Annotated in this window: 18 protein-coding genes; 7 read left to right on the top strand and 11 right to left on the bottom strand. The window is 39.4% G+C overall.

The window, feature by feature from the left end:
* Window positions 1–11 precede the first annotated feature (11 nt).
* On the bottom strand, window positions 12–1,046 hold the full coding sequence (locus tag M1F17_RS03330; RefSeq protein WP_318837235.1) for an isopenicillin N synthase family dioxygenase: 1,035 nt from the start codon (window positions 1,044–1,046) through the stop codon (window positions 12–14).
* 240 nt (window positions 1,047–1,286) lie between these two features.
* On the opposite strand from M1F17_RS03330, the gene M1F17_RS03325 reads away from it, so the two are divergent.
* From M1F17_RS03325 to M1F17_RS03315, 3 genes are all read left to right on the top strand, one after another.
* Window positions 1,287–2,147: a MetQ/NlpA family ABC transporter substrate-binding protein gene (locus M1F17_RS03325; RefSeq protein ID WP_112307834.1), complete on the top strand. Its 861-nt coding sequence runs from the start codon at window positions 1,287–1,289 to the stop codon at window positions 2,145–2,147.
* A gap of 353 nt (window positions 2,148–2,500) precedes the next feature.
* Window positions 2,501–3,100 (top strand): nitroreductase family protein, encoded by a 600-nt coding sequence (locus tag M1F17_RS03320; RefSeq protein WP_004905586.1) that lies wholly within the window; start codon window positions 2,501–2,503, stop codon window positions 3,098–3,100.
* Between the two features lie 430 nt (window positions 3,101–3,530).
* The gene (locus M1F17_RS03315) at window positions 3,531–3,830 is read left to right on the top strand and encodes a hypothetical protein (RefSeq protein WP_004905588.1); all 300 of its coding nucleotides are present in this window, start codon (window positions 3,531–3,533) and stop codon (window positions 3,828–3,830) included.
* 166 nt (window positions 3,831–3,996) lie between these two features.
* Here M1F17_RS03315 and M1F17_RS03310 read toward each other — a convergent pair whose 3' ends face one another.
* Both M1F17_RS03310 and mak read right to left on the bottom strand, forming a co-directional pair.
* The gene (locus tag M1F17_RS03310) at window positions 3,997–5,946 is read right to left on the bottom strand and encodes a bifunctional 2',3'-cyclic-nucleotide 2'-phosphodiesterase/3'-nucleotidase (protein WP_004905590.1); all 1,950 of its coding nucleotides are present in this window, start codon (window positions 5,944–5,946) and stop codon (window positions 3,997–3,999) included.
* Window positions 5,947–6,863: 917 nt separating this feature from the next.
* Window positions 6,864–7,769, bottom strand: coding sequence for a fructokinase (mak, locus tag M1F17_RS03305; protein WP_094961942.1), 906 nt, complete (start codon window positions 7,767–7,769; stop codon window positions 6,864–6,866).
* Between the two features lie 203 nt (window positions 7,770–7,972).
* Between mak and rdgC the strand changes: the two genes are divergently transcribed.
* Together rdgC and M1F17_RS03295 are read left to right on the top strand one after the other, a co-directional pair.
* Complete coding sequence (gene rdgC / locus M1F17_RS03300) at window positions 7,973–8,878, top strand: recombination-associated protein RdgC (protein ID WP_094961941.1); 906 nt, start codon at window positions 7,973–7,975, stop codon at window positions 8,876–8,878.
* Window positions 8,879–9,114: 236 nt separating this feature from the next.
* Complete coding sequence (locus M1F17_RS03295; RefSeq protein WP_004905596.1) at window positions 9,115–9,630, top strand: GNAT family N-acetyltransferase; 516 nt, start codon at window positions 9,115–9,117, stop codon at window positions 9,628–9,630.
* Window positions 9,631–9,935: 305 nt separating this feature from the next.
* On the opposite strand, the gene yedF is transcribed toward M1F17_RS03295, so the two are convergent.
* The 4 genes from yedF to exbB form a co-directional block, all read right to left on the bottom strand.
* Window positions 9,936–10,175 (bottom strand): sulfurtransferase-like selenium metabolism protein YedF, encoded by a 240-nt coding sequence (gene yedF, locus M1F17_RS03290; protein ID WP_004905598.1) that lies wholly within the window; start codon window positions 10,173–10,175, stop codon window positions 9,936–9,938.
* Window positions 10,172–11,386 (bottom strand): selenium metabolism membrane protein YedE/FdhT, encoded by a 1,215-nt coding sequence (yedE, locus tag M1F17_RS03285; protein ID WP_004905600.1) that lies wholly within the window; start codon window positions 11,384–11,386, stop codon window positions 10,172–10,174. The genes yedF and yedE overlap by 4 nt, the downstream gene beginning before the upstream one ends.
* A 1,529-nt stretch (window positions 11,387–12,915) precedes the next feature.
* Window positions 12,916–13,344, bottom strand: coding sequence for a TonB system transport protein ExbD (exbD, locus tag M1F17_RS03280; RefSeq protein WP_094961939.1), 429 nt, complete (start codon window positions 13,342–13,344; stop codon window positions 12,916–12,918).
* Between the two features lie 5 nt (window positions 13,345–13,349).
* Window positions 13,350–14,294 carry a tonB-system energizer ExbB gene (gene exbB, locus M1F17_RS03275; protein ID WP_004905606.1) on the bottom strand — a complete coding sequence of 315 codons (945 nt, stop codon included), beginning with the start codon at window positions 14,292–14,294 and terminating at the stop codon, window positions 13,350–13,352.
* 412 nt (window positions 14,295–14,706) lie between these two features.
* Here exbB and metC point away from each other — a divergent pair, with 412 nt between their 5' ends.
* Complete coding sequence (gene metC, locus M1F17_RS03270; RefSeq protein ID WP_112307829.1) at window positions 14,707–15,891, top strand: cystathionine beta-lyase; 1,185 nt, start codon at window positions 14,707–14,709, stop codon at window positions 15,889–15,891.
* Window positions 15,892–16,049: 158 nt separating this feature from the next.
* A complete protein-coding gene (locus M1F17_RS03265) occupies window positions 16,050–16,727 on the top strand; it encodes a DedA family protein (RefSeq protein WP_004905610.1) in 678 nt (225 codons plus the stop codon).
* 204 nt (window positions 16,728–16,931) lie between these two features.
* On the opposite strand, the gene M1F17_RS03260 is transcribed toward M1F17_RS03265, so the two are convergent.
* The 4 genes from M1F17_RS03260 to dapB all read right to left on the bottom strand — a co-directional run bounded on the left by M1F17_RS03260 (window position 16,932) and on the right by dapB (window position 23,827).
* Window positions 16,932–17,957, bottom strand: coding sequence for a MerR family transcriptional regulator (locus M1F17_RS03260; RefSeq protein ID WP_004905612.1), 1,026 nt, complete (start codon window positions 17,955–17,957; stop codon window positions 16,932–16,934).
* 203 nt (window positions 17,958–18,160) lie between these two features.
* Window positions 18,161–21,382, bottom strand: a complete 3,222-nt coding sequence (gene carB, locus M1F17_RS03255) for a carbamoyl-phosphate synthase large subunit (protein WP_004905617.1) — start codon at window positions 21,380–21,382, stop codon at window positions 18,161–18,163.
* 14 nt (window positions 21,383–21,396) lie between these two features.
* On the bottom strand, window positions 21,397–22,560 hold the full coding sequence (gene carA / locus M1F17_RS03250) for a glutamine-hydrolyzing carbamoyl-phosphate synthase small subunit (RefSeq protein ID WP_153673989.1): 1,164 nt from the start codon (window positions 22,558–22,560) through the stop codon (window positions 21,397–21,399).
* Window positions 22,561–23,005: 445 nt separating this feature from the next.
* The gene (gene dapB / locus M1F17_RS03245) at window positions 23,006–23,827 is read right to left on the bottom strand and encodes a 4-hydroxy-tetrahydrodipicolinate reductase (RefSeq protein WP_004905622.1); all 822 of its coding nucleotides are present in this window, start codon (window positions 23,825–23,827) and stop codon (window positions 23,006–23,008) included.
* Window positions 23,828–23,847 lie beyond the last annotated feature (20 nt).

Here is a 23,847-nt window from a genome sequence, read left to right as displayed (position 1 = left end):
GACTCGACTGCTCAGATAATATTATTATTACTTATTATTTGCTCATATTCCTTAGGATAAAAGCGACGTGTGACCGTTAAATGGGAGCGCAAGCGCCCTTTAATGACATTTTTTCCGAGGTTGGTAAATAATGGATTCAATGGATCGCTATCAGGCCCTAACGCTTGTTGCGCTAAATAATGGGGTAAATTTAATAATGGGACTTCTTCTGCAAAAATATTTGGCGTAATAAAATAAGCAATAGAATAACGAGAATGACTATTTTTACGCCTAACAACTTGATGAACATTCGCACGTAAATAGCCATTAGTGGCTAATTCAAATACTTCTCCAATATTTACCACAAATGCATTTTCCAAAGGTTCAACATCTATCCAGCCTACATCTGTTTCAACTTGTAGGCCTCCACTATTGTCCTGCCATAATAAGGTTAAGATCCCCGCATCTTTATGTGCGCCAACGCCTTGCTCTCCTTCATTATTATTTTCTCTTGCCGGGTAATGAATAAGTTTTAATAAATGTTGTGCCGGCTCGGCAATAATTTTATCAAAACTATTTTCAGGTAATTCTAGTGCAACTAAAAACGCTTTAATTAATTTTACTGCAATGGTTCGCATTTCACTTTGCCACGCAAGTGCCTGAGATTTAAGTTCAGGTAAAGATTGCGGCCATTGGTTTGGCCCGTGTAAATTAAACCAGATAGGGTCATCTTGATTAAGTTGCAATGCAGGTAACTCTTCACCAATATCAATCTGTTCACGGTAATCCGGCTGGCTACGAGTGCTCTCTTCCGTGGATGCTGTATACCCACGAAAATGCTTTGAGTGCTCCATAGAAATGCTTTCTTTTTCGCTTTGAGGTAAGGCAAAAAATTGTTTAGTTGTGGCTAATAGTTGCTCACGTGTACCAACAGGAATATTGTGCCCAACAAGATAAAAAAAACCAATTTCTCTAGCAATAACCCGTAATTTTTTGTAGAAATTCTCTCGTGTTTCAGGGTTTTCGAGTTCTTGTAAATCAATAATGGGTAATTGTGTTATAGACATATTAATCGACCTTCTAAAATATTTATTTAAATAATGAATAAAATTCAAGATATATTTATCACTCGATTAAATACCACATCTGATATTACTAAAAATAATTTAAAACTATATCGATATAACTTTTTGTAACAGTTCACATCTTATATAACTGAAAATAAGAAATATGAAAAAAATATTATTTATAAAGCGTTATTTTTATTTGGTTAGATACCGAGAACAAAACCAATTAGAGATCATCAAATGAAAAAACTACCTGCAGTGTTATTGTCCTTGTCGTTATCAGCCTTAGTGGCTTGCTCCCAAGAAGAAGACACCAATGAAATTACAGAACCACAAAAAGTAACTTCACAAAAAATTATTATTGGCAGCCACGGTAGTGATGCGGATATATGGAAATTTATTGCCCAATCACCGGAAGCTAAACAAGCCAACCTCGATATTGATGTCAAAATTATTGACGATGGAATAACACTCAACGTCGCTACCATTGACGGAGATGTTGATGTTAATGCATTTCAATCTTGGGGGTTTTTAAAAGATTTTAATAAAAATCATAATAACCAATTAACGGCGATCTCAACCACCTACTTTGAGCCAATGGGCATATATTCGGTAAAACATAAAAAATTAGCTGATTTACCTAAGCAATCTATCGTTGCCATTCCCAATGATGCCGCCAACCATATACGTGCACTTAAATTACTTGAAAAGTCGGGGTTAATTGCATTAAAACCTAATTTTAACCAAGCCACAGGGTCTACTAATGATATTGTCTCGAACCCTAAGGACTTAGTTTTTAGGCAAATAAAATATGCTCATGGCCCAAGAGCATTGCCTGATGTTGATATTGCAGTCATAGGTAATACCGCTGCACAAGAAGGCGGGTTAAACGTTTTAACTGACTCGTTATTTAGGGAAGAGAATGATGAGACTATTATTAATAATATCAATTTATTAGTTGTTAAAACAGATAACAAGGATAACCCTAAATTTGCCAAATTAGCAGAACTGTACCACACTGAAGCGGTAAGAAAGTACATCATTGATAATTTTGGTGGAACTAAAATCGAAATAACCAAAAATGTTAGTGAACTCAATTAAGTAAAACTAGTTATCATTCTTGCCTAGCAGGATTACGCCTCTTGCTAGGCTCTTTAATGCCCCATCTATTCTCTCTTTTTCTATGCTCAATTATTTTATATGTATATTATTCATTTGTGCCTATTAATGTCATCTCCCATCATAAAACCTCACCAGAAACATATTTAATATATTGATTTTAAACAAATTAAAAGCAAAGCTTAACTTAGTGCAAAAATTTGAACCTTATCGTTAAATTTTTTTTCTATGATTTTTCATTCGCCAAGTTATAGTAATAACCATTGAAACACACTACGGCTTCTAAGATTTATTCAATAAAATGCCGTGCGCTAATGAAAAGCTAGGAGACTAAAATGTCTAACGCATTTATCGAAATGATTAAAAATCGTCGTACTATTTATAACCTCGGCGATGCTTTACCAGTATCAGAAGAACACGTCACGAAACTAATTAAAGAAGCAGTTAAACATTCACCATCATCATTTAACTCGCAAACGTCTCGTGTGGTAATTTTATTTGGTGCTGAACACAAAAAATTGTGGAATATGACTAAAGAAGCACTGCGTAAAATTGTTCCTGAGCAAGCCTTCGCTTCAACAGAACAAAAAATTGATAGCTTTGCTGCAGGGGCTGGTTCTATTCTGTTTTTTGAAGACGAAAACATCGTAAAAGGTTTACAAGAACAATTCCCTTTATATGCGGATAATTTCCCAATTTGGTCTGAACAAGCCAGTGGTATCGCACAATTTGCAGTCTGGACAGCATTATCACAAGAAAATATCGGTGCATCTTTGCAACATTACAATCCACTGATTGATAATGACGTTCAAACAACATGGAATGTACCAGCTAACTGGATATTACGCGCTCAAATGGTATTTGGTTCGATTAATGCACCCGCTGGTGATAAAGACTTTATGGACGACGATGTTCGTTTCAAAGTTTTCAAATAAACTAGAATACTAAGAATTTAAATAATCCTCTCGTAATATATTTACGAGAGGATTTTATTTATTTGATATAATCAAGGTGAATAATTCAATGTCATCACCAATGATGATCATAGTTTTAACTTATAACTTATTCTAAATTAATCCGCACCCTCAATAAAACATATTTATTCAAAATAGTTTATCGAAATAAAAAGAAATATTTACAATTATACTATTATTATTACACTCGTGTTACCGTCTGACTATTAATTGAACATGCGAAATTTGACAACTACATAAGTTGATATTTATCAATTCATTAGCCAATCACCCTACTAAACTCTAAGTATATTTTCATTTTTAGTTTTGCATTATAGATATTTGAACTACACTAAAAGTGAGAGCACAAAAACACGTTCCATCGTGTAAGTGTTATTAAGGGGGGTGGACTATGAAAGGTTTATCTTTACTAACATCTGTTGTTGCTATAATCATTTCAAGTTGTTCTTTCACCTATGCAAGTAATAATTCATCAGGAGGTACAATTACATTTACAGGTTATATCTATGAGCCACAATGTTCAGTCAAAGTTGAACATAAAGAGCAAGTGAATATTACGTGTTACCGAAAAGGTAAAGATGTTTCAATAACTGGGTCTTTAAAAAATGGCCAAAAGGTAGAATCTGAATATGTGAAAGTTGAGTATGATAAACACACTAAATTACCTATGTTAAATGTCTTTTATGAGTAGCTCCATAATGGTTACCTTAATCATAACTGCTCGGAATATTTAATGTAAAAATTGTCTTAATATTCCGAGCACTATTTTCCCCTCTAAAAAGTACCTCTTAAACACATTATTTAGCCACTAAAAAGCCCACCCGTAGGTAGGCTTGAATGATATCAATGTGTTCAGATTACTTCTCGGTTAAATCTATTTGATAAATAGCGAAACCAATATCATCAGTACCGACTTGTTTCATCGGATACTGTGCATTCTCTTTGATGAATTTTGCTGCTTTTTCACTCGGTGCAGTTTCAAAGCGAATATCCAGTTTTTTGTCTGTTTTAATTGGAGTGAATGACCAATTATTAGCCGCTTTAGTCGCAATTTGTCCTTTATCTTTAGACTCTTTAGCAATATAAGCCGCTAAAATAGAACGGTTTTCATCCGGTGATGCAAATGCAACATTATTATCACCTGTTCCAGCAAATTTACCGCCGTAGCCACGGTAGTTATTCGTTGCCACTAAGAAAGTTGCTTTTGGATCAATCGGTTTACCTTGGTAGGTTACGTTTTTGATTCGGTTAGCATCTTTGTTGACTGTTTGGCAATCAACATCGTATTTCGCTGGCTGAGTCAGGTCGATTTGGTAATTTACACCACTAATTGTATCGAAATTATAAGTTCTGAAACCATTCCAATTCAATAAGCTTTGTGGTGCTGTTGATTGTGGGTTGATTTGATTGAACATCCCGGCTGAACATTCTAACCACTCGACGACATCCGCACCTGTGGCTTTAACTACAACTAATGTATTTGGATATAAATATAAGTCAGCAGCATTACGGAAAGTTAAATCACCTTTTTCGACTTCAATAAATTCAGTCGGTGAATTTTTACGTCCACCCGCTTTAAATGGCGCTGCGGCTGCAAGAACTGGTAAATCTGCGAGGTCAGGGTCACCTTGAATAAAGTTTTTGGTGTAATCGATTTGAGCATCATTCACGATTTGTACAGTTGGGTCGCTTTGAACCAATGCTAAGTAGCTGTACATATTTTCGGATGCTTTACCGATATGTTTTCCGACAAACTTACGAGTATCTTGGTGTTCTTGTTCAATAATTTTTGCTAGGTCGCCATCACGCTCAACCAAGGCTTTCTTATTTGGTTTATCATAGACAGGGCGTGCATGAGCTGTTGCATCAACCACTTTCCACGCGCCATCATCATTATTGACCACTAAATCAACCACACCTAAATGATCACCCCACTGTCCTGGCATAACCGCAGGTACACCATTAACTGTTCCCTTTGCAATATCAACACCTTTGATATCGCTGAAATCTTTGCTAGGGAACACGCCGTGTGAGTGGCCAAACATGATAGCGTCGATACCTGGGACTTCACTGAGGTAATAAACTGAGTTTTCAGCCATTGCTTTATATGGCTCTTGAGAAAAACCAGAGTGAGGAATAGCAACAACTAAATCCGCACCTTCTTTTTTCATTTGTGGTACAAATTTTTTCGCAGTTTCAGTAATGTCATTAACTAAAACTTTGCCTTCTAAATTTGGTTTATCCCAAATAAGAATTTGTGGGGGAACAAAACCAATGTAACCAATCTTGATAGTGTGCGTTTTACCGTCTCTATCTTTAACCGGTGTATCTACAATAATGTATGGGTTAAAGTAGTTTTTACCCGTTTTCGCATCAATAATATTAGCGTTAATGTATGGGAATTTTGCGCCATCAATAGCTTTATGTAAGAATTCTAATCCAAAGTTAAACTCATGGTTACCGAAGTTACCTACGGTGTAACCCATAGTATTTAAAAGTTTATGTGCAGGGTGAGATTCACCGTCTTTTAAACCTTCACCTACTATATAGTCTGCTAATGGGCTACCTTGGATTAAATCTCCGTTGTCCACTAATACTGAGTTTGTCGCTTCTTGTTTAGCGGCTTTAATTAATGTCGCGGTACGAACGTAACCAAATTGCTCTGTCGGCTTGTCTCTATAATAGTCAAAATCAATGAGGTTGCTGTGAACATCCGATGTTTCCATTACGCGTAAATCAACTGTTGCTGCGTTCGCATTAAATGCGACTAACATAGCAAGTGTTGAAAGTTTTAATACTTTATTCATGTAATCCCCTTAGTTGCCATTATTGAGAGAAAATTGCCTCTCAAATCTGAGTACCTACCCTGTAAAATTGAACAAATAAACAACAAAGTTAGCGTTAAAATTTTACACTATGTGCATGACGTCAATTTTTAATGATAATACACTGCAAACAGTAACCATTTTTTGTGACTAAATCACGGTTTTCATCTTTTTATTGAGCTTGATTTTTATATAGCTCACAAAAATGAATTAATGATGACAAATTCACCTTAATTAACTCAACTTATTCCATTGAGGAGTTGTGAATATTTTTCGTAGGAAAAAAAGAACTGTGATTTATATCACTGAGTATTAAAGAAACTTATTTAACTTAAATTTCTGTGCTTTATTTAGCCAAGAAAGCACCTTTATTTTTACTTATCCTTTTTATTCTATAAATATATCCATCAAATTATTTTCAATTAATCTAAATTTAATTTAAGAAATAAAAGATGATTATTTAATCATTAGTTTTATACATATTTTTCATTTGATTAGAAATTAAGTATTTTTCCTAAAGAACTTTCATTTGATTAGAAACCAAGTATTTTTTCTAAATAATTCGAGTTGTGGCAAGGCGGCAAAATGAGGTCATCTCTAGGAGCATACATAAGTATGTGACCCGAGTAGCCGAATGAAGCCAACACCGCGACCATCTCACAGGCTCTATTTTCTAACTAATTTACGTTGTCGCTAGGCGGCAAAAGAGGGTATCTCGGGGAGCATACATAAGTATGTGACTAGAGTGACTGAATGAAGCCAACACCGCAACCATCTCACAGGCTCTATTTTCTAACTAATTTACGTTGTCGCTAGGCGGCAAAAGAGGGTATCTCGGGGAGCATACACAAGTATGTGACCCGAGTAACCGAATGAAGCCAACACCGCGACAGCGTAAATTAGGACGAAAACAACCAAGCAGCTCCGCGAACCCCACTCGAATCGCCATGCACCGCCTTACGAATCGGTGTATCACACTCCCTACCAAACACCCACTGACGAATACGCTTTGGTAGCTCTTCATAGAGGCAATCAACATTACTCATTCCGCCCCCTAGCACTATCACATCTGGGTCTAACATATTAATGGCTTGTCCAAGGGCTTTTGCAAGGCGATTAAGGTAATTTTCCAGTGCAATGGTGGCATGCTTATCACCTGTTTGAGCTAATGCAACAATTTCCATCCCCGTTTTTTGGCTTCCTGACATTTTTGCATAATCCGCCATAAACCCTGTACCTGAAACAAACAATTCGGTGCAGCCCGTCAGCCCGCAATAACAGCTTTCTGATACTAGAAACTGCCTATCTTGCTCATCTTGCCATGGTAAAGGGTTATGCCCCCATTCCCCTGCAACGCCATTTCCCCCTGAATGCACTTGCCCATTTATCGCAATTCCTGCACCACAACCGGTTCCGATAATAACAGCAAACACGACCTTCTCACCCGCTCCTGCACCATCAACCGCTTCTGAAACAGCTAGGCAATTAGCGTCATTCGCCATTTTTACTTCACGGTTTAATAGATGACTTAAATCGGCATCAAACTGTTTACCATTAAGCCATGTGGAATTGGCATTTTTAACTTTACCAGTCACAGGAGACAAAGTTCCAGGGATCCCCACACCAACACTACCTGACAACCCAGTCGCCGTTTCTGCATCTGCCACTAAACTTGCTATCGCTTTAAGTGTCGCGTCATAATCACCACGAGGTGTTGGAATACGTTTACGAAACAAAGTATTGCCACTGTCATCTAATGCAATAACTTCAATTTTGGTTCCACCAAGGTCAATACCTATTCTCATTATGATGTTCTCTACTATTTAAAGTTTTTATGTCAGGGCTTCTATAGCTATCATGGCTTGCTTTGAGGGGTATTATCAATAGTTAACCAATGAAATGATAGCAGCCCTCAACGACAGCGCATTTTTTTTCGCTTAATAACAGACAATTCGCTATCATAGCCCCCTGCTCTAACTGGCTATTTATCAACAAAGGTAGGTTTTTCATGTGGTTCAAGAATATATTGGTCTATCGCCTGAATCGGGATTTGGCACTCTCCGCAGATGATTTAGAGAAACAGCTTGCCGCCCTCGCCTATCACCCTTGTGGTAGCCAAGATATGATGCAAACTGGCTGGGTTTCCCCTATGAATGGTGGTGATACATTGACACATGCAGCGGGTAATCAAATTCTTATCTGTGCTAAAAAAGAAGAAAAAATGCTGCCATCTCCTGTAATTAAGCAAGAATTGCAGGATAAAATCGAAAAATTGGAAGCTGACCAAGGCCGTAAGCTGAAGAAAACAGAAAAAGATTCACTAAAAGATGAAGTTGTTCACTCACTCCTTCCTCGTGCATTCAGTAAATTCAGTAAAACCTACATTTGGATTGATACAGTAAATCAATTAATTATTGTTGATGCCGCAAGTGCAAAACGCGCTGAAGACAATTTAGCCTTACTCCGCAAAAGCTTAGGTTCCTTACCTGTCGTCCCTCTGACTTTTAAAGACCCAATAGAGCTAACACTCACTGAATGGATCCGTTCGGGCTCATTACCACAAGGTTTTGCCGTCATGGATGAAGCGGAGCTAAAAGCTATCTTAGAAGAAGGTGGTATTATCCGCTGTAAGAAGCAAGAACTCATTTCTGATGAAATTGCCACCCACATTGAAGCCGGTAAACTCGTTACCAAACTGGCCTTGGATTGGGAAGAGCGTATCCAGTTCATGTTATCTGATGATGGTTCCCTGAAGCGCCTCAAATTTAGCGATACATTAAAAGACCAAAATGACGACATCGCTAAAGAAGACTACGCGCAAAAATTTGATGCTGATTACGTATTAATGACAGGTGAACTTAGTGCATTAATCGCTCGCTTGATTGATGTATTAGGTGGCGAAGCCGAGCACTAATTTGTTTCTATCCCCTCTATCGCCCTCACAATGGCAACTCACACTTAAGTAAGTTGCCATCACTTTTTAGATCCCGCTTACATAGCCACAATTAAGTCATTGACTGGTAGTGAAATCTCTGGTTGATTGATTTATATCCATATCGCAAATTTCTAATATTTAATTATGTTCAACAACAATAATAAAAATAGCCCATCACTGATGATTATGGTCAATATTCTGTCGAAGGAAATGTTATGAAAGAGCTCATCGAACCTGAATTAGATGAAAATTCACTGGTTACCCTACAAAAAGTCACCGCCGATAATTTTTCTGAAATTTGCTTACTAAGTCATACGCTTAGTGAAGCACAACGTAATATGGTGGCTGACAATGCCTATTCCATGGTGGAAGCCCAGTTTTCTGATTGCGCATGGTATCGAGGCATTTACGCCGATGATGTCCCTGTCGGTTTCATCATGCTGCATTCTGGGTTAGATGATGATGAATTAGAATATAACGGTATTATGCTTTGGCGTTTTATGATTGCTGAACCCTACCAAAAGCTGGGATTCGGCCGTGAAGCCCTAGTTCAAGTCATCCATTATTTAAAAAGAAAAGGATATCCACGCCTTTATAATAGCTGTGGTGAAGGGGAAGAAAGCCCATTTGAGTTCTACAAAAAACTTGGTTTTGTACCAACAGGCGCTTATATGGATGATGAATGCGAGCTGGTCCTAGATATTACTAATTGGCAAGAACAAGAAGAGTAAGCCTATAAGTGCAGTCAACAACGCTACAGCACGAAGTATGACCAATACCAATACGCTAAATAGTTTGTGCTGTCGCAAGGCGGCAAATGCGTTAGAACCTAGGAGCATACACAAGTATGTGACTAGGGCTAACGCATGAAGCCAACACCGCGACAGTGCGAAGTATGACCAATACCAATACGCTAAATAGTTTGTGCTGTCGCAAGGCGGCAAATGAGTTAGAACCTAGGAGCATACACAAGTATGTGACTAGGGCTAACGCATGAAGCCAACACCGCGACAGTGCAAAATATGACGCGTATTCGTTATTTTTGGATAAGATAACGAATAGTCGGCCCATCTTGCTGAATATCCAACACCGTATAACCGTAGTTTTTCGCATCTAGAGGAATATTATTAATCGACTGCGGGCAATCACTTACCACTTCTAATATTTCGCCTTTTTTCAACGATGGCATTGCTTCTAGTGTTGCTACTGCTGGATATGGGCAAGGTTCTCCGACCATATCTAAACGATAATCAGGGATAATGTCTTTATTACTCATATTACCTCCACGGATACATTAGATGCTTTTTGAGAACGTTTACGGAAAAAATGTTTTTCCCAGACCAACATCAACACAAATGCTACCGCTAATAATCCATAAGTGACTAGCAATCCACCTTCTGGTCCAAAGGTTTCAAGTAAATTAACTTTGTCAAAATCAGTCGCCAACCAAGGACCTAAATCATCCCAGTAATAAGCCAGCACCGTAGCACCAATGATATTACCAAAACCAACCCACCAATAATGGACTTGGCCCTCGACCGCACGGTACATCCAGCCCGTTTCACAACCACCAGCGAGCACAATACCGAAGCCAAACAGTAATCCACCAATCACTGCATTCGGCCCAGCCCATAAAATTTTTGGCGTTGCGCCTAACTGTACATAGCTGAAGATACCAATTGCACTGACTGCCATACCAATAATGATAGCTTTGGCCATATGTGTGCGTCCGGTGATCCACAGATCACGGAATGCGGAGGTAAAACAAATTTGCGCTCTTTCAATCAGTAACCCGAAGCCAATACCACATAAGATAGCAAAACCCATCACAGGGGAGTCTAATAAAGTATAAAAACCCCAAGCTAGTGCTAATGTGAAAATCACCATTCCTAGTTTAAAGCGTCTTTTCGCCACATTATGATTTTGTGTTAACGGCGATGCGGTGCTGACTTTTTTCAGTTTCACAGGGATGCGAAACATTGGCATTAGTGTAAATTTCGCACCAAAATATGACCCTGCCGCAGTAGCAACAGCAAAGTACCACGCGTGTAATGAGAATTGAGGGATCCCAGTAAAGAATGCGGCTAAATTACACCCCATTGCCAAACGAGCACCAAATCCAGCGATAATACCGCCCAAAATAGCTTGAAAAATACGGATACGGTGCTGAGGCATTCGTAATTTGATATTATTTGCCCATAACGCAGCGGCAAAACACCCAGCAAACATACCAATAATCATCACACCATCAATGCGATCCAATGGTGTACCTTCAAAACCAATAACTTTGAAATAGCCCCATGTCTCTGGTTCAGCGCCAAATAATTGCATGATGTGCCCGCCCCAACGCGTAAACTCACCCGTAACTGCCCAAAACGTGCCAGTCAAGCCAAAATAATAGGTTGATAAGATACCTGCGGCAATAACTGCAGGTAATGGTTTCCAAAAACCGATGAGATAGCGAGATTTAAAATCAGACCAAGTCATTGTTACTTCCAATTCATTCACGCCAGACCTTGGCAGAGAAACTCGCCGTTGTATAATTATCGTTATAAGTATTTATATCGATCCCCACAGCGAAGTGGCAACATCATACTCCGATAAATTTTTTCGTGAAGTTATTTCATCATAAAACGAGAGGCAAATTGATCTCGAGCACAGCCAGATTTAAAGAGATAGTTAGGAATAAAAAAAAAGCGCTATCTCAATGATAACGCTGGAAGTGTAATCTTATTTTATCTATAGAAGAGTATAATATGAAATTGCCGTATTACGGCGACGCTTGCTATGCGTAGTCTGTAGTCAGCCCATTTGACTCCAGTAATAACACTTATATCACGGTCTAAATACATTTACTTAGCTGAGCTAACTGTTAAGTAACTATATCTATTTTTAATGTTAAGACCTAAATATTCACTAACTTTGTATGATTCCCAAATTAGTGTTGGCCTTATTAATTCCCTAGCATAAGTAAATTATAAAAATAGATAACTCAGTATAATAAAGTATTTAAAAGTGTTTCTAAATGTTATTGATTGCATTATAGCGCAACACTTTTGTTGCGCAAGTGTTTTTTTATTTTCATGACAAGATACAGGATAAAACACAAAATCAATTTAAATCAAAAAGATACAGCAAGAACATAAGAATGAGGCAAAATATTTAACCTATAGTTAAGATATTACAAACAATTTACATTTTTTATAAAAAAGAATTCATTTCAAATTTAAAAATAAATTTAATATTAATTAAATATATAAATTAGCTTTAAAAATATATTCCCTGGAATAATAAAACTTTTTGAACATTAATAAAATTAACATATTTTTCATTATAATTTATTAGTAGTATTTACGTAATTAAGATTTATCAACCTAAAAATTAAAAATAAAAACAACCAGACCTATGATAAACAATCATTTTTTGACCAATCTCTCTTTTATTAAATAACCACCCTATTAATAAGGGAATATACAAAAATAGATTAAAAATAATACTTATATAAATCCTTATTGGTAACATGGTTTATTTTTAATAAAGTTTTACATCATTATTGCATTGTCATTGATAAAATAACCAGAATTAATAGGTCATTTAACTCGTATTTATAAATTAAAAAACCAAGAAAATGAATCAATATGACTAATGAGTAGGTAGAAAAAAAGGTAATATCAATAGAAATTACTATCATAAGAAAGGAGAAACATATAACAATTCATTATAAAAACTAATGAAAATCTTTATTACTTATCGGGAATACAAGCGAAAACATCCAAAATAGAGTAAAAAAATGGGCACAATGGTCAAGCTACCTTATCAAATTGCGAATAAAAAGTGTCAAATAAGAATAAAATTCTTTAAAAAAAATTAATTAGATAAATAAATGAGCTTGGATTTTCACAAATAGTACCTAAGGGAGGTTAGTAAGACACGAACTTATCTTAGTGGTATGGTTAGATCATAAAAAAACGCGTTTTACCCTTAATGATAAAACGCGTTTATATGGCTTAATCAGCTTATTTTGAGGATGATGTCGCTTCCATTCCCACTAAACCAATCTTCAAGTACCCTGATTGACGCAATGCATTCATTACATCCATCATAGTTTCATAATCAACACTCTTGTCCGCTTGGAAAAAGATTGTTGTTTCCTTATTGGAACTCGTTGCTTGGTCAAGTGTAGAAGCAAGCTGTTCCTTTGTCACAGCTTGGTCACCAATAAAAAGCTGGCTATCCGATTTAACCGTTAGAAATACAGGTTTTTCAGGACGCGGCTGCGGCTTCGCTGTCGAGGCGGGTAAGTCGACTTTAATATCAACTGTTGCCAATGGTGCCGCAACCATAAAGATAATCAATAAAACCAACATAACATCAATAAAAGGTGTTACGTTAATTTCATGCATTTCACCGCTATCGTCTTGTTCGTCACCTAAACGCATTGCCATAATAATTACCTTGCTTTGCTATTTGCCAGATCAAGATCACGCCCCAGTAACAATGCGGACTGAGCAGCGACATCCCCTACTTGACCACGATAGTTGTTGATCATACGGGCAAAAATATTATAAATCACAACCGCAGGGATAGCGGCAATAAGACCAATTGCTGTCGCTAATAATGCTTCTGCAATACCAGGGGCAACAACAGCGAGGTTAGTCGTTTGCGAGTGGGCAATCCCGATAAAACTGTTCATGATCCCCCAGACCGTCCCAAATAGACCGACGAATGGAGAAATCGCACCAATAGTCGCCAAATAGCCATTACCGCGCCCCATATAACGGCTAATCGCAGCAACAGCTCTTTCTAAACGGAATGATGTGCGCTCTTTTGTGCCTGATAAATCAGAGCTATTGGCTGATAAAGCCCGCTCAGTAACAGCTTCATTTAATAACATACGCGTAATGCTATTTGCTTTGAAGCCTTCTGCGATACTGACCGCCTCATCAAGTGACTTCACCTCAGCAATCGCTTTTGCTTCTGCTTTTAAGCGGCGACGAGCGACTAATATTTCCAAACCTTTTGAGAAAAATAGAGCCCATGTAATGACAGAAGCAATCACCAAACCAATCATAACGGTTTTAACCACGTTATCTGCATTTTGGTACATTCCCCAAACAGATAAGTCTTGATCAAAACCCCCTGTTGGTGCTTCTGTTGCAATTTCAATGTTTTCATTAACAACTGTTGTGTTCACGGCTTCGCCTTGCGCAGGCTCAGCAGGTACTGATGCAACTTCAGCACTTGGTGTCGTTGTTGTTGGTGCGGCTGAATTTACTGCCGGTTGTGTTGATGGTGTGTTTTGAGACGCAGCTGGTGTTGTTGCAGGTGTGGTTTCAGCGACTGCCGTACCCATCAAGCCGAACGCCAATAGAATAGAAGCTGTTAGTTTACGCATCAGTTGGCCTTTACTCTCTTTTTAGTGTTGTATAATAAAATTCATATCGATGATTGTGCCATTCATCGACTAACCTTTAAAAGCGAAATTTGACTCGCGCTGTCCGTCTCTTTTCAAAAAGACGGTGCTGATGATATCAAACACAGCGCGAATTGATAGTAATTATCATTAGTATTCGCGATTTTTTTATATTTTTTTGCGTTTAGACAAACATGACCTTCTCTACTATGCGGTTATTTTCCTTAATAATTCGCGGTTCAATTAAATGTTCATTCCCAATCTTACAATTAAAATTTACCTACTGTTTGAAAGTTGAAGAATACTCAAGTTACATTTCTATCAGGATCATTTAACGTCTTAGTATAAATCACCTCTAAGTTTAACCAGTTCACACTCTGTGTAGGGAAAAATCATGGCAGAAATAAAACCTGAAACACAATTAGTCCATATTGGTCGGAACCCTAAGTACACACAAAAAGGGGTAAATCCCGTAATTCAGAGAGCATCTTCTATCATTTTTGATACGCTCGAAGAGAAACGTCATGCAACTCGCCATCGTGCAAATAGCGTATTATTTTATGGGCGTCGTGGTACGCAAACTCATTTCGCTTTTCAAGAGGCCATGACAGAATTAGAATCAGGTGCTGGATGCGTCCTTTACCCATCAGGCGCAGCAGCTATCACAAATGCCATTTTGTCGTTTATTTCTGCTGACGAACATATCCTTGTTACAGGCTCAGCTTATGACCCAACTCAAAATTTTTGCGACAATATTCTCACTAAGTTAAATATCCAAACCACGTATTTTGATCCACTCATCGGAACGGGTATCGCTGATTTAATTCAGCCTAATACGCGTATTGTATTCTTAGAGTCCCCCGGTTCTATCACCATGGAAGTTCATGATTTACCGACAATCGTAAAGACAATACGTGCGAAATCCCCTGAAATTGTGATTATGATTGATAACACTTGGGCTGCTGGTGTTTTACTTAAACCTTTATTATTTGATGTTGACGTATCAATCCAATCAGCAACTAAATATATCAATGGCCATTCCGACGGTATGCTCGGCCTTGCTGTGGCAAACCAACGCTGTATTGAAACATTGCGCGAAAATTCATATCTCTTAGGCCAAACGGCTGATCCAGACACCGTTTATATGGCTAATCGAGGACTACATACATTGCCGACTCGCTTAAAGCAGCATCAAATTAATAGCTTACAAGTCGCTAACTGGTTACAACAACGCCCTGAAGTTGAACAGGTATTTCACCCTGCACTAGAGAATTCACCTGGCCATGAATTCTTTATCCGTGATTTTACAGGTGCTAATGGCCTTTTCTCTTTCCAACTAAAATCACGCTTAACCACTGAGCAATTTACCGCTTTTCTTGATAATTTTAATCATTTTAAAATGGGTTATTCATGGGGTGGTTTTGAGTCGCTAATTTTGGGATACCAAAAAGAAGATTTACTCAATATGCGGCAGTATGATTTTTCACCAAAAGAAGGAACCTTCTTCCGAGTGCATATAGGCCTAGAGCACACCGATGATTTAATTCACGACTTACAATTAGCTTTCGAAAGAATTTAAATTAAAAATCAATATATTAATTGCAGGAGCTGCGTTAAATGTTTCCTGCAATTTTTTCACTAAATGATTAATTCTTCAAACAAATCAAACTTGAACCCTTTTTTTCCTGTAATATAGATAATAAAGAAATTCGCTTTTACGCAGATACAGGAATGATTATGGAAGTCCTACGCGAAATCGTACTGGCACTTTGGCACCACGATTTCCTTAAACTCTCCAACCCTGAAGTGCTTTGGGTTATTTATACCGTACTTTTTGTTGTCATTGTTTTAGAAAATGGCGTCCTTCCCGCCGCTTTCTTACCCGGTGATACCTTGTTGATCCTTTCTGGTGCATTAATTGCCAAAGGGGTTTTGCACTTTATACCCACGATATTATTGCTAACAACCGCAGCCAGTTTAGGTTGCTGGCTGGGCTTTCTGCAAGGCCGATGGTTAAGTGAAACTAAGGTTGTGAAGCGCTGGTTAGCACAAATCCCTGAGGAATATCACACCAAAGCAAACAATATGTTTAATAAGCAAGGTTTATACGCGCTACTTATAGGGCGCTTTCTTGCATTTGTCAGAACGATATTACCTTTGCTTGCTGGGTTATCTGAATTAAGCCACCGCCGTTTCCAGTTTTTTAACTGGTTAAGTGGTTTGTTATGGGTTGGTTTGATTGTCACCTTAGGGTATGCCCTAAACCAAATTCCTTTTGTGAAAGAACACGAGCAAATTGTGATTAGTGCTCTGATGATTATCCCAGTTATCCTACTGATTAGTGGCCTAATTGGCTCAATTGTAATGTACTGGAAACACCGCAAAGCACTCTCGAGTAGCAAAGAGAAATCATAATATGACTGAACAATGGCCGCTAGTCAGCAGCCATTCAGACTGCTGACAAACATATTATGTTTGGCGGCAAGTCGAATAGGTTTTGAAAATAAACTAGAAAAATCAATTTATTGATTTTCGGCTGATAACACAAAGCGGGAAAAACCAAGCTTTTATCCCGCTTTGTCAACAACCTCAATGGCCGCTAGTCAGCGGCCATTGAGGTTATTCAGTCATCAAACTACTAATAGCAGAAAATAAGTACTGACCAATTTCTGCAGTCATCCATGTCCCTTGAGAAATTTTGGGATCTTCACGATAAATAGCCCGAATTCTCTCTTGTAGCTCAGGATCTCCCCCCGTAAACTGGTTGAACATCGTTAACCATGTTTGTGCTAATTGTTGTACTTCAGGTGAATCTGGGGATTTTTGGGCTTTTAATGCATTATATAAACCCGCAATTAACTCAGGCCACACCTGCCCTGAAGCAAAATAATGTTGCTGAACAAAAGCAAATTGCTCCGCGGTTAAATGGGGTTTAAACAGTGATAATTGGTATTCACTAAAACCCTCTGCAACAAATTGGATCATTGCGACAGAAATGCCTGATGAATAAGCTAACGTGTTATCCGATAAATGAATTTGATTCAGTCGTGCAAAGAAATCAGGGTTTCCTCCGGTATCTCTTTCTAACGCTGTCATCCATTCATGTGCAATTTGTTGCACCTCTGTAGATTGAGGTGTTGCACCTTGTTCCATCAGCTTGCTTACCGTTGCTACTCGCTGTTGCCACTCTTGGTTTTTCAGCGTATGCGCCGTATATAATGGCAATTGTTCCAATTCTTGAGGGGTAAAATATTTATCAAACATCGACATCATCTCCAATACAGAAAACCAATCAGCCTGAGTTAAAGTATTCCCCGTTTGCATTTGCCTGTGTAATTGCTCTAATCGATTACGTAATGTCGCCATTTGCTCCATTTGTTCCGTTAATAGTGCAATTCGCTCTTGCAGCAAACTCGTCATATCTCCACTCTGGCCATCCAGTAATTCACCGATGTTTTTCAGTTTGACTCCAACTTGCCGTAACAATTGAATTTGCGTTAAACGCTCTATGCATTGCATGTTGTAAAGCCGATAACCTGCATCGGTTCTTGCAGTTGGTACCAATAAGCCAATTTCTTCATAATGATGAAGTGTACGGATGGTTAATCCTGTTTTTTCCGCGATCTCACCAACTTGAAATAGCATATGTTCCTCCTGTAATTGCGACTAAGGTTAGTGCCTCACGTTACGTGAGAGTCAATCACCACTTTGCACTTTTTATTAAAATTCCATCTTATCCATTATATCAGCAGACAATTTCCCTCTCGTCAGGAGATGGCTTTATAGAATAGCAATAAAAAAGCCCCAGTAGATTGAATACTGAGGCTTATATAGATAACGTTAAATTATTACTTAATTAATGCATGCATTTCTTGTACAGAGATTACCGTATCGGTTGGGTCTGCACTGAGCGACATCGTAGTGGCAAACCCACCATTCAACGTCGTGTCATAGTGGACTTTATAACGCAATGCACTGCGACGAATTAATTTTGAGTCTTCAATGGCTTGACGCCCTGCGGTGGTATTCACAATGTAATCATATTCACCATTCTTAATTCTATCTTGAATGTGTGGACGACCTTCATGAACTTTATTGACGAGGCGTGGGTTAATACCAGCCTCTCCTAACACAATCGCAGTGCCGTGAGTAGCATCCAGCTCAAAGCCGTGTTTTAACAGCTTAGCAGCTAAATCAACCACGCGAGTTTTATCTCCCTCACGAACAGATAACAGTGCACGGCCTGATTTTTTCATCGTCGAGCTACTGCCTAACATCGCTTTAGCAAAAGCTTCAGCAAATGTCCGGCCGACGCCCATTACTTCGCCTGTTGAACGCATTTCAGGCCCAAGAATTGGGTCAACACCAGGGAATTTATTGAATGGCAATACCACCTCTTTCACAGAGTAATATGGTGGAATAACCTCTTCCGTCACCCCTTGCTGTGCCAAGGTTTGCCCTACCATCACACGCGCTGCAACTTTCGCTAATGGCACACCCGTTGCTTTAGAAACAAAAGGCACAGTCCTTGCCGCACGTGGATTGACTTCAATTAAGTAAACTTCATTATTTTTGACTGCAAACTGCACGTTCATCAAGCCACGCACACGTAACTCAAAGGCAAGGTTACGAACTTGTTCACGCATTACATCTTGGATTTCTTGGCTAAGCGTATAAGCAGGTAGAGAACATGCGGAGTCACCAGAGTGCACACCAGCTTGCTCAATGTGTTCCATGATACCGCCGATCAGTACCATCTCACCGTCACAAATCGCATCTACGTCAACTTCAACCGCATCGTCTAGGAAACGGTCAAGTAGCACTGGCGCATCGTTAGAGACACTTACCGCGGTTTGGAAATAGCGACGTAAATCGATTTCATCATATACAATTTCCATTGCTCGGCCACCTAGTACATAGGATGGACGAACAACCAGCGGGTAGCCAATAACAGCTGCTTTTTCAACGGCTTGCTCAATCGCTGTGACAGTTGCGTTCTGTGGTTGCTTCAAGTTCAAGCGATTAACGGCCTGCTGGAAACGTTCACGATCTTCTGCGCGGTCGATGGCATCTGGGCTCGTACCAATAACAGGAACACCGGCAGCTTCCAACGCTCTCGCTAATTTCAATGGTGTTTGACCACCATATTGCACAATCACGCCTTTTGGCTGCTCGATACGCACAATTTCAAGTACGTCTTCCAGTGTCACTGGCTCAAAATAGAGGCGATCTGATGTATCATAGTCAGTTGAAACGGTTTCAGGATTACAGTTGACCATAATGGTTTCATAGCCGTCTTCGCGTAACGCTAAAGATGCATGCACGCAGCAATAGTCAAATTCAATCCCTTGCCCAATCCGGTTTGGCCCACCGCCTAATACCATCACCTTCGGTTTAGCATTATTTGGGTTTGACTCGCACTCATCTTCATAAGTGGAATACATATAAGCCGTATCTGTTGCAAATTCTGCCGCACAGGTATCAACACGTTTATATACAGGATGTAAATCATAGCCTTGACGTAATTTACGCAGTTCTGCTTCAGAAACCCCGACTAGACTAGCTAAACGGGCATCTGCAAAACCTTTCCGTTTGAGTACACGTAAGAAGTCTTTGGTCAGGCCATTGATACCTAATTCAGCCACTTCTTCTTCTAAACGTACCAGTTCTTCGATTTGCACTAAGAACCAGCGGTCAATATTGGTTAAATTGAAAACACCATCAACAGAAAGCCCCGCACGGAATGCATCCGCAATAAACCAAATACGCTCTCCACCAGCATCTTTTAATTCACGACGGATACGAGTCAGAGCTTCAGGGTCCTCTTGAGCCACTTTCGGGTCAAAGCCTGTTGCGCCCACTTCTAACCCACGTAACGCTTTTTGCATTGATTCTTGGAATGTGCGACCGATAGCCATCACTTCGCCAACCGATTTCATTTGCGTTGTGAGTCGGTCATTCGTGCCCGCAAATTTTTCAAAGTTAAAGCGCGGAATTTTTGTCACAACGTAGTCAATGGAAGGTTCAAATGATGCAGGGGTACGGCCACCAGTGATATCATTCATTAACTCATCAAGGGTATAGCCCACGGCTAATTTTGCCGCAATCTTTGCAATTGGGAAGCCTGTTGCTTTAGAGGCAAGCGCTGATGAACGCGAAACCCGCGGGTTCATTTCAATAACAATTAAGCGCCCATCTTTAGGGTTTACCGCAAATTGAACGTTAGAGCCACCTGTTTCAACGCCGATTTCACGCAATACTGCCATCGATGCGTCACGCATGATTTGGTATTCTTTATCAGTCAGTGTTTGAGCTGGTGCTACGGTGATAGAGTCACCTGTATGGATCCCCATGGCATCGAAGTTTTCAATGGAACAAACGATAATACAGTTGTCTTTTTTATCGCGGACAACTTCCATTTCGTATTCTTTCCAACCAATCAGCGATTCATCTATCAATAATTCGTTAGTCGGGGATAAATCTAAACCGCGAGTACAAATTTCTTCAAACTCTTCGCGATTATAGGCGATACCGCCACCGGTACCTCCCATCGTAAATGATGGGCGAATAATACAGGGAAAGCCTACCGCATCGGCAACAGCAAATGCTTCTTCCATATTATGTGCGATACCTGAGCGTGCAGTGCCCAAGCCGATTTTTTTCATTGCTTTATCAAAGCGTTGGCGATCTTCTGCTTTATCTATTGCATCAGCAGTCGCCCCAATCATGGTGACACCGAACTCGGCTAAAACGCCTTTACGCTCTAATTCAAGCGCACAGTTCAATGCGGTTTGGCCCCCCATGGTCGGTAATACTGCATCTGGGCGCTCTTTTTCAATAATTTTACGCACAACTTCCCAGTGAATCGGCTCGATGTAAGTTGCATCCGCCATTTCTGGGTCTGTCATAATAGTCGCTGGGTTCGAGTTAACTAAGATTACGCGGTAACCTTCTTCACGCAGTGCTTTACACGCTTGGGCACCTGAATAGTCAAATTCACATGCTTGGCCAATTACAATTGGGCCGGCACCTAAAATCAGAATGCTTTTTATATCAGTACGTTTTGCCATTTTTTTGCTCCCGATTATTGTGCGTTTTGACGAGGTGTGTTTTGACGGTATTCATTAATTAATTCAATGAAATGGTCGAACAAATTTGCCGCATCATGTGGCCCTGAGCTTGCTTCTGGATGGCCTTGAAAACTAAATGCTGGTTTATCCGTACGGTGAATACCTTGCAATGTTCCATCAAACAGTGACTTGTGAGTCACGCGCAGTGTGTCGGGAAGTGTCGATTCATCAACCGCAAAACCATGGTTTTGCGCCGTGATCATCACCACATCTTTGTCTAAATCTTTAACCGGATGGTTAGCGCCATGATGGCCAAACTTCATTTTCATGGTATTAGCACCGCTGGCCAAAGCGAGTAATTGGTGCCCTAAACAAATACCAAATACTGGGATTTCTGTGGTTAAGAATGTTTCAATTGCCTTGATTGCATAATCACAAGGAGCCGGGTCACCAGGGCCATTCGATAAGAAAATACCATCGGGGTTCATCGCCAATACGGTTTCTGCTGGTGTAGTTGCTGGCACCACCGTTAAACGGCAACCACGGTCAACTAACATACGTAAGATATTACGCTTTGCACCGAAGTCATAAGCAACAACATGTAGAGGGAGTTCTTCCGCAGTTTTCGCGCCTTGCTGGCCATTTTCCAGCGTCCATGAACCTTGGGACCAGTTATAAATCTCTTTAGTGCAGACTTCTTTTGCCAAGTCCAACCCATTCAAACCTGAAAAACTACGCGCTTTTTCCAATGCGAGTGCAACATCAGGGTTATCACCCGCAATGATACAACCGTTTTGAGCGCCTTTTTCTCTCAGTAAACGTGTTAATTTACGTGTATCGATATCCGCAATCGCCACGACATTATGGCGTTTTAGATATTCGGATAACCCTTCTTGCCCGCGGAAGTTACTGTAAACCAATGGTAAGTCACGAATGATTAAGCCTTGTGCATGAACATTTGGGGATTCTTCGTCATCAGCATTAGTGCCGACATTACCAATATGGGGATAAGTGAGAGTAACAATTTGGCGGGAATAGGAAGGGTCTGTAATTATTTCTTGATATCCGGTCATCGACGTGTTGAAAACGACTTCTCCAACTGCAGCGCCTTCTGCACCGATAGCACGCCCGTGGAATTGGGTTCCGTCTTCCAGAACCAATATAGCTGACTTAATCAAAACACCCTCCGGAGAATAATAAATCACGTTTTTTGCATATTAATTCAGATTTTACGATCTAAATCAATGCCAAAATGAGTTTTTAAGCAAATTTTTGGCAAATTGCGCGCATTCTAATGATGAGATAGGGTCTTGTCTAGAAAAAAATGCATTTTTTTCACTTTTATCTTACTTTTTTACTTAACTACCTCACTTTTAGTTGGATGAGTAGTATAAATAGCAGTAAATATGAATAAGTAAACGGTTGCAAAGCAAGATAACTAGTTTATTGATAATAACCCAGCTAAAAGAAGGAAGAAAGGATAATTAACGAGCAAAACTGAAGATAAAAACCATTAAAACATAAATTAATATCGATTTGAATAAAAATAATTCAAATCGATATCATAATAACAAAAATCAATTTTAAGATTATAATTTAAAAGAAAAATAAAAAATAAAAAAACTACAAACCATCTAGATTAAGCACATCTTTCATATCATATAACCCATTATTTTTAGCACAAACCCACCCTGAGGCTTTTATTGCGCCATTTGCAAAGGTCATACGGCTAGAGGCTTTATGGCTAATTTCAACTCGCTCCCCAATATCTGCAAACATTGCAGTATGTTCACCCACAATATCCCCAGCACGGATAGTTGCAAAGCCAATAGTTCCAGGTTCTCGTTCCCCGGTGTAACCTTCACGGGTATATACCGCACACTCTTTTAAGTCTTTCCCAAGTGCACTAGCAATAGACTCTCCCATAGCCAAAGCCGTACCTGATGGCGCATCCACTTTATGGCGGTGATGTGCTTCAACAATTTCAATATCAGTGTAATTTCCCATCACTTTTGCTGCTTTTTCCAGTAATTTCAGCACCACATTGACACCAACACTGAAATTTGCCGCAAAGACAATAGGAATAGATTTCGCCGCTTCGGCAATGGCTTGCTTACCTTGCTCATCAAACCCTGTCGTTCCAATTACCATGGCTTTTTGGTTTGCTTTACAAAATGCAAGATAGTGTAAAGTCCCTTCTGGGCGCGTGAAATCAATGACAACATCAAAATCATTAACAACCTGATTAAGTGAATCAACAATGGCAATACCTAGCTTACCGATACCTGCGAGCTCCCCTGCATCAGTCCCGATAAGTGATGAGCCCTCGCGCTCAATCGCGGCACCTAATTGAATTCCATCTTGTTGTTGCGCGGCTTGAATTAGCTGGCGCCCCATACGCCCACCGGCACCAACTATTGCGACTCGTACCATTGAATTTGCCATGGCTTATCCTTTTTTAATTA

Source organism: Providencia sp. PROV073, assembly GCF_033688125.1.
GTDB classification, from domain to species: domain Bacteria; phylum Pseudomonadota; class Gammaproteobacteria; order Enterobacterales; family Enterobacteriaceae; genus Providencia; species Providencia hangzhouensis.
The sequence above is the reverse complement of the archived record's forward strand: the minus strand, read 5'-3'. Positions and strand labels throughout refer to the sequence as shown.

What these genes read in the sequence shown, in the direction of transcription:
- M1F17_RS03330 (WP_318837235.1), bottom strand. Translation starts at nt 1,046, where the DNA reads ATGTCTATAACACAATTACCCATTATTGATTTACAAGAACTCGAAAAC.
- M1F17_RS03325 (WP_112307834.1), top strand. Translation starts at nt 1,287, where the DNA reads ATGAAAAAACTACCTGCAGTGTTATTGTCCTTGTCGTTATCAGCCTTA.
- M1F17_RS03320 (WP_004905586.1), top strand. Translation starts at nt 2,501, where the DNA reads ATGTCTAACGCATTTATCGAAATGATTAAAAATCGTCGTACTATTTAT.
- M1F17_RS03315 (WP_004905588.1), top strand. Translation starts at nt 3,531, where the DNA reads ATGAAAGGTTTATCTTTACTAACATCTGTTGTTGCTATAATCATTTCA.
- M1F17_RS03310 (WP_004905590.1), bottom strand. Translation starts at nt 5,946, where the DNA reads ATGAATAAAGTATTAAAACTTTCAACACTTGCTATGTTAGTCGCATTT.
- mak (WP_094961942.1), bottom strand. Translation starts at nt 7,769, where the DNA reads ATGAGAATAGGTATTGACCTTGGTGGAACCAAAATTGAAGTTATTGCA.
- rdgC (WP_094961941.1), top strand. Translation starts at nt 7,973, where the DNA reads ATGTGGTTCAAGAATATATTGGTCTATCGCCTGAATCGGGATTTGGCA.
- M1F17_RS03295 (WP_004905596.1), top strand. Translation starts at nt 9,115, where the DNA reads ATGAAAGAGCTCATCGAACCTGAATTAGATGAAAATTCACTGGTTACC.
- yedF (WP_004905598.1), bottom strand. Translation starts at nt 10,175, where the DNA reads ATGAGTAATAAAGACATTATCCCTGATTATCGTTTAGATATGGTCGGA.
- yedE (WP_004905600.1), bottom strand. Translation starts at nt 11,386, where the DNA reads ATGACTTGGTCTGATTTTAAATCTCGCTATCTCATCGGTTTTTGGAAA.
- exbD (WP_094961939.1), bottom strand. Translation starts at nt 13,344, where the DNA reads ATGGCAATGCGTTTAGGTGACGAACAAGACGATAGCGGTGAAATGCAT.
- exbB (WP_004905606.1), bottom strand. Translation starts at nt 14,294, where the DNA reads ATGCGTAAACTAACAGCTTCTATTCTATTGGCGTTCGGCTTGATGGGT.
- metC (WP_112307829.1), top strand. Translation starts at nt 14,707, where the DNA reads ATGGCAGAAATAAAACCTGAAACACAATTAGTCCATATTGGTCGGAAC.
- M1F17_RS03265 (WP_004905610.1), top strand. Translation starts at nt 16,050, where the DNA reads ATGGAAGTCCTACGCGAAATCGTACTGGCACTTTGGCACCACGATTTC.
- M1F17_RS03260 (WP_004905612.1), bottom strand. Translation starts at nt 17,957, where the DNA reads ATGCTATTTCAAGTTGGTGAGATCGCGGAAAAAACAGGATTAACCATC.
- carB (WP_004905617.1), bottom strand. Translation starts at nt 21,382, where the DNA reads ATGGCAAAACGTACTGATATAAAAAGCATTCTGATTTTAGGTGCCGGC.
- dapB (WP_004905622.1), bottom strand. Translation starts at nt 23,827, where the DNA reads ATGGCAAATTCAATGGTACGAGTCGCAATAGTTGGTGCCGGTGGGCGT.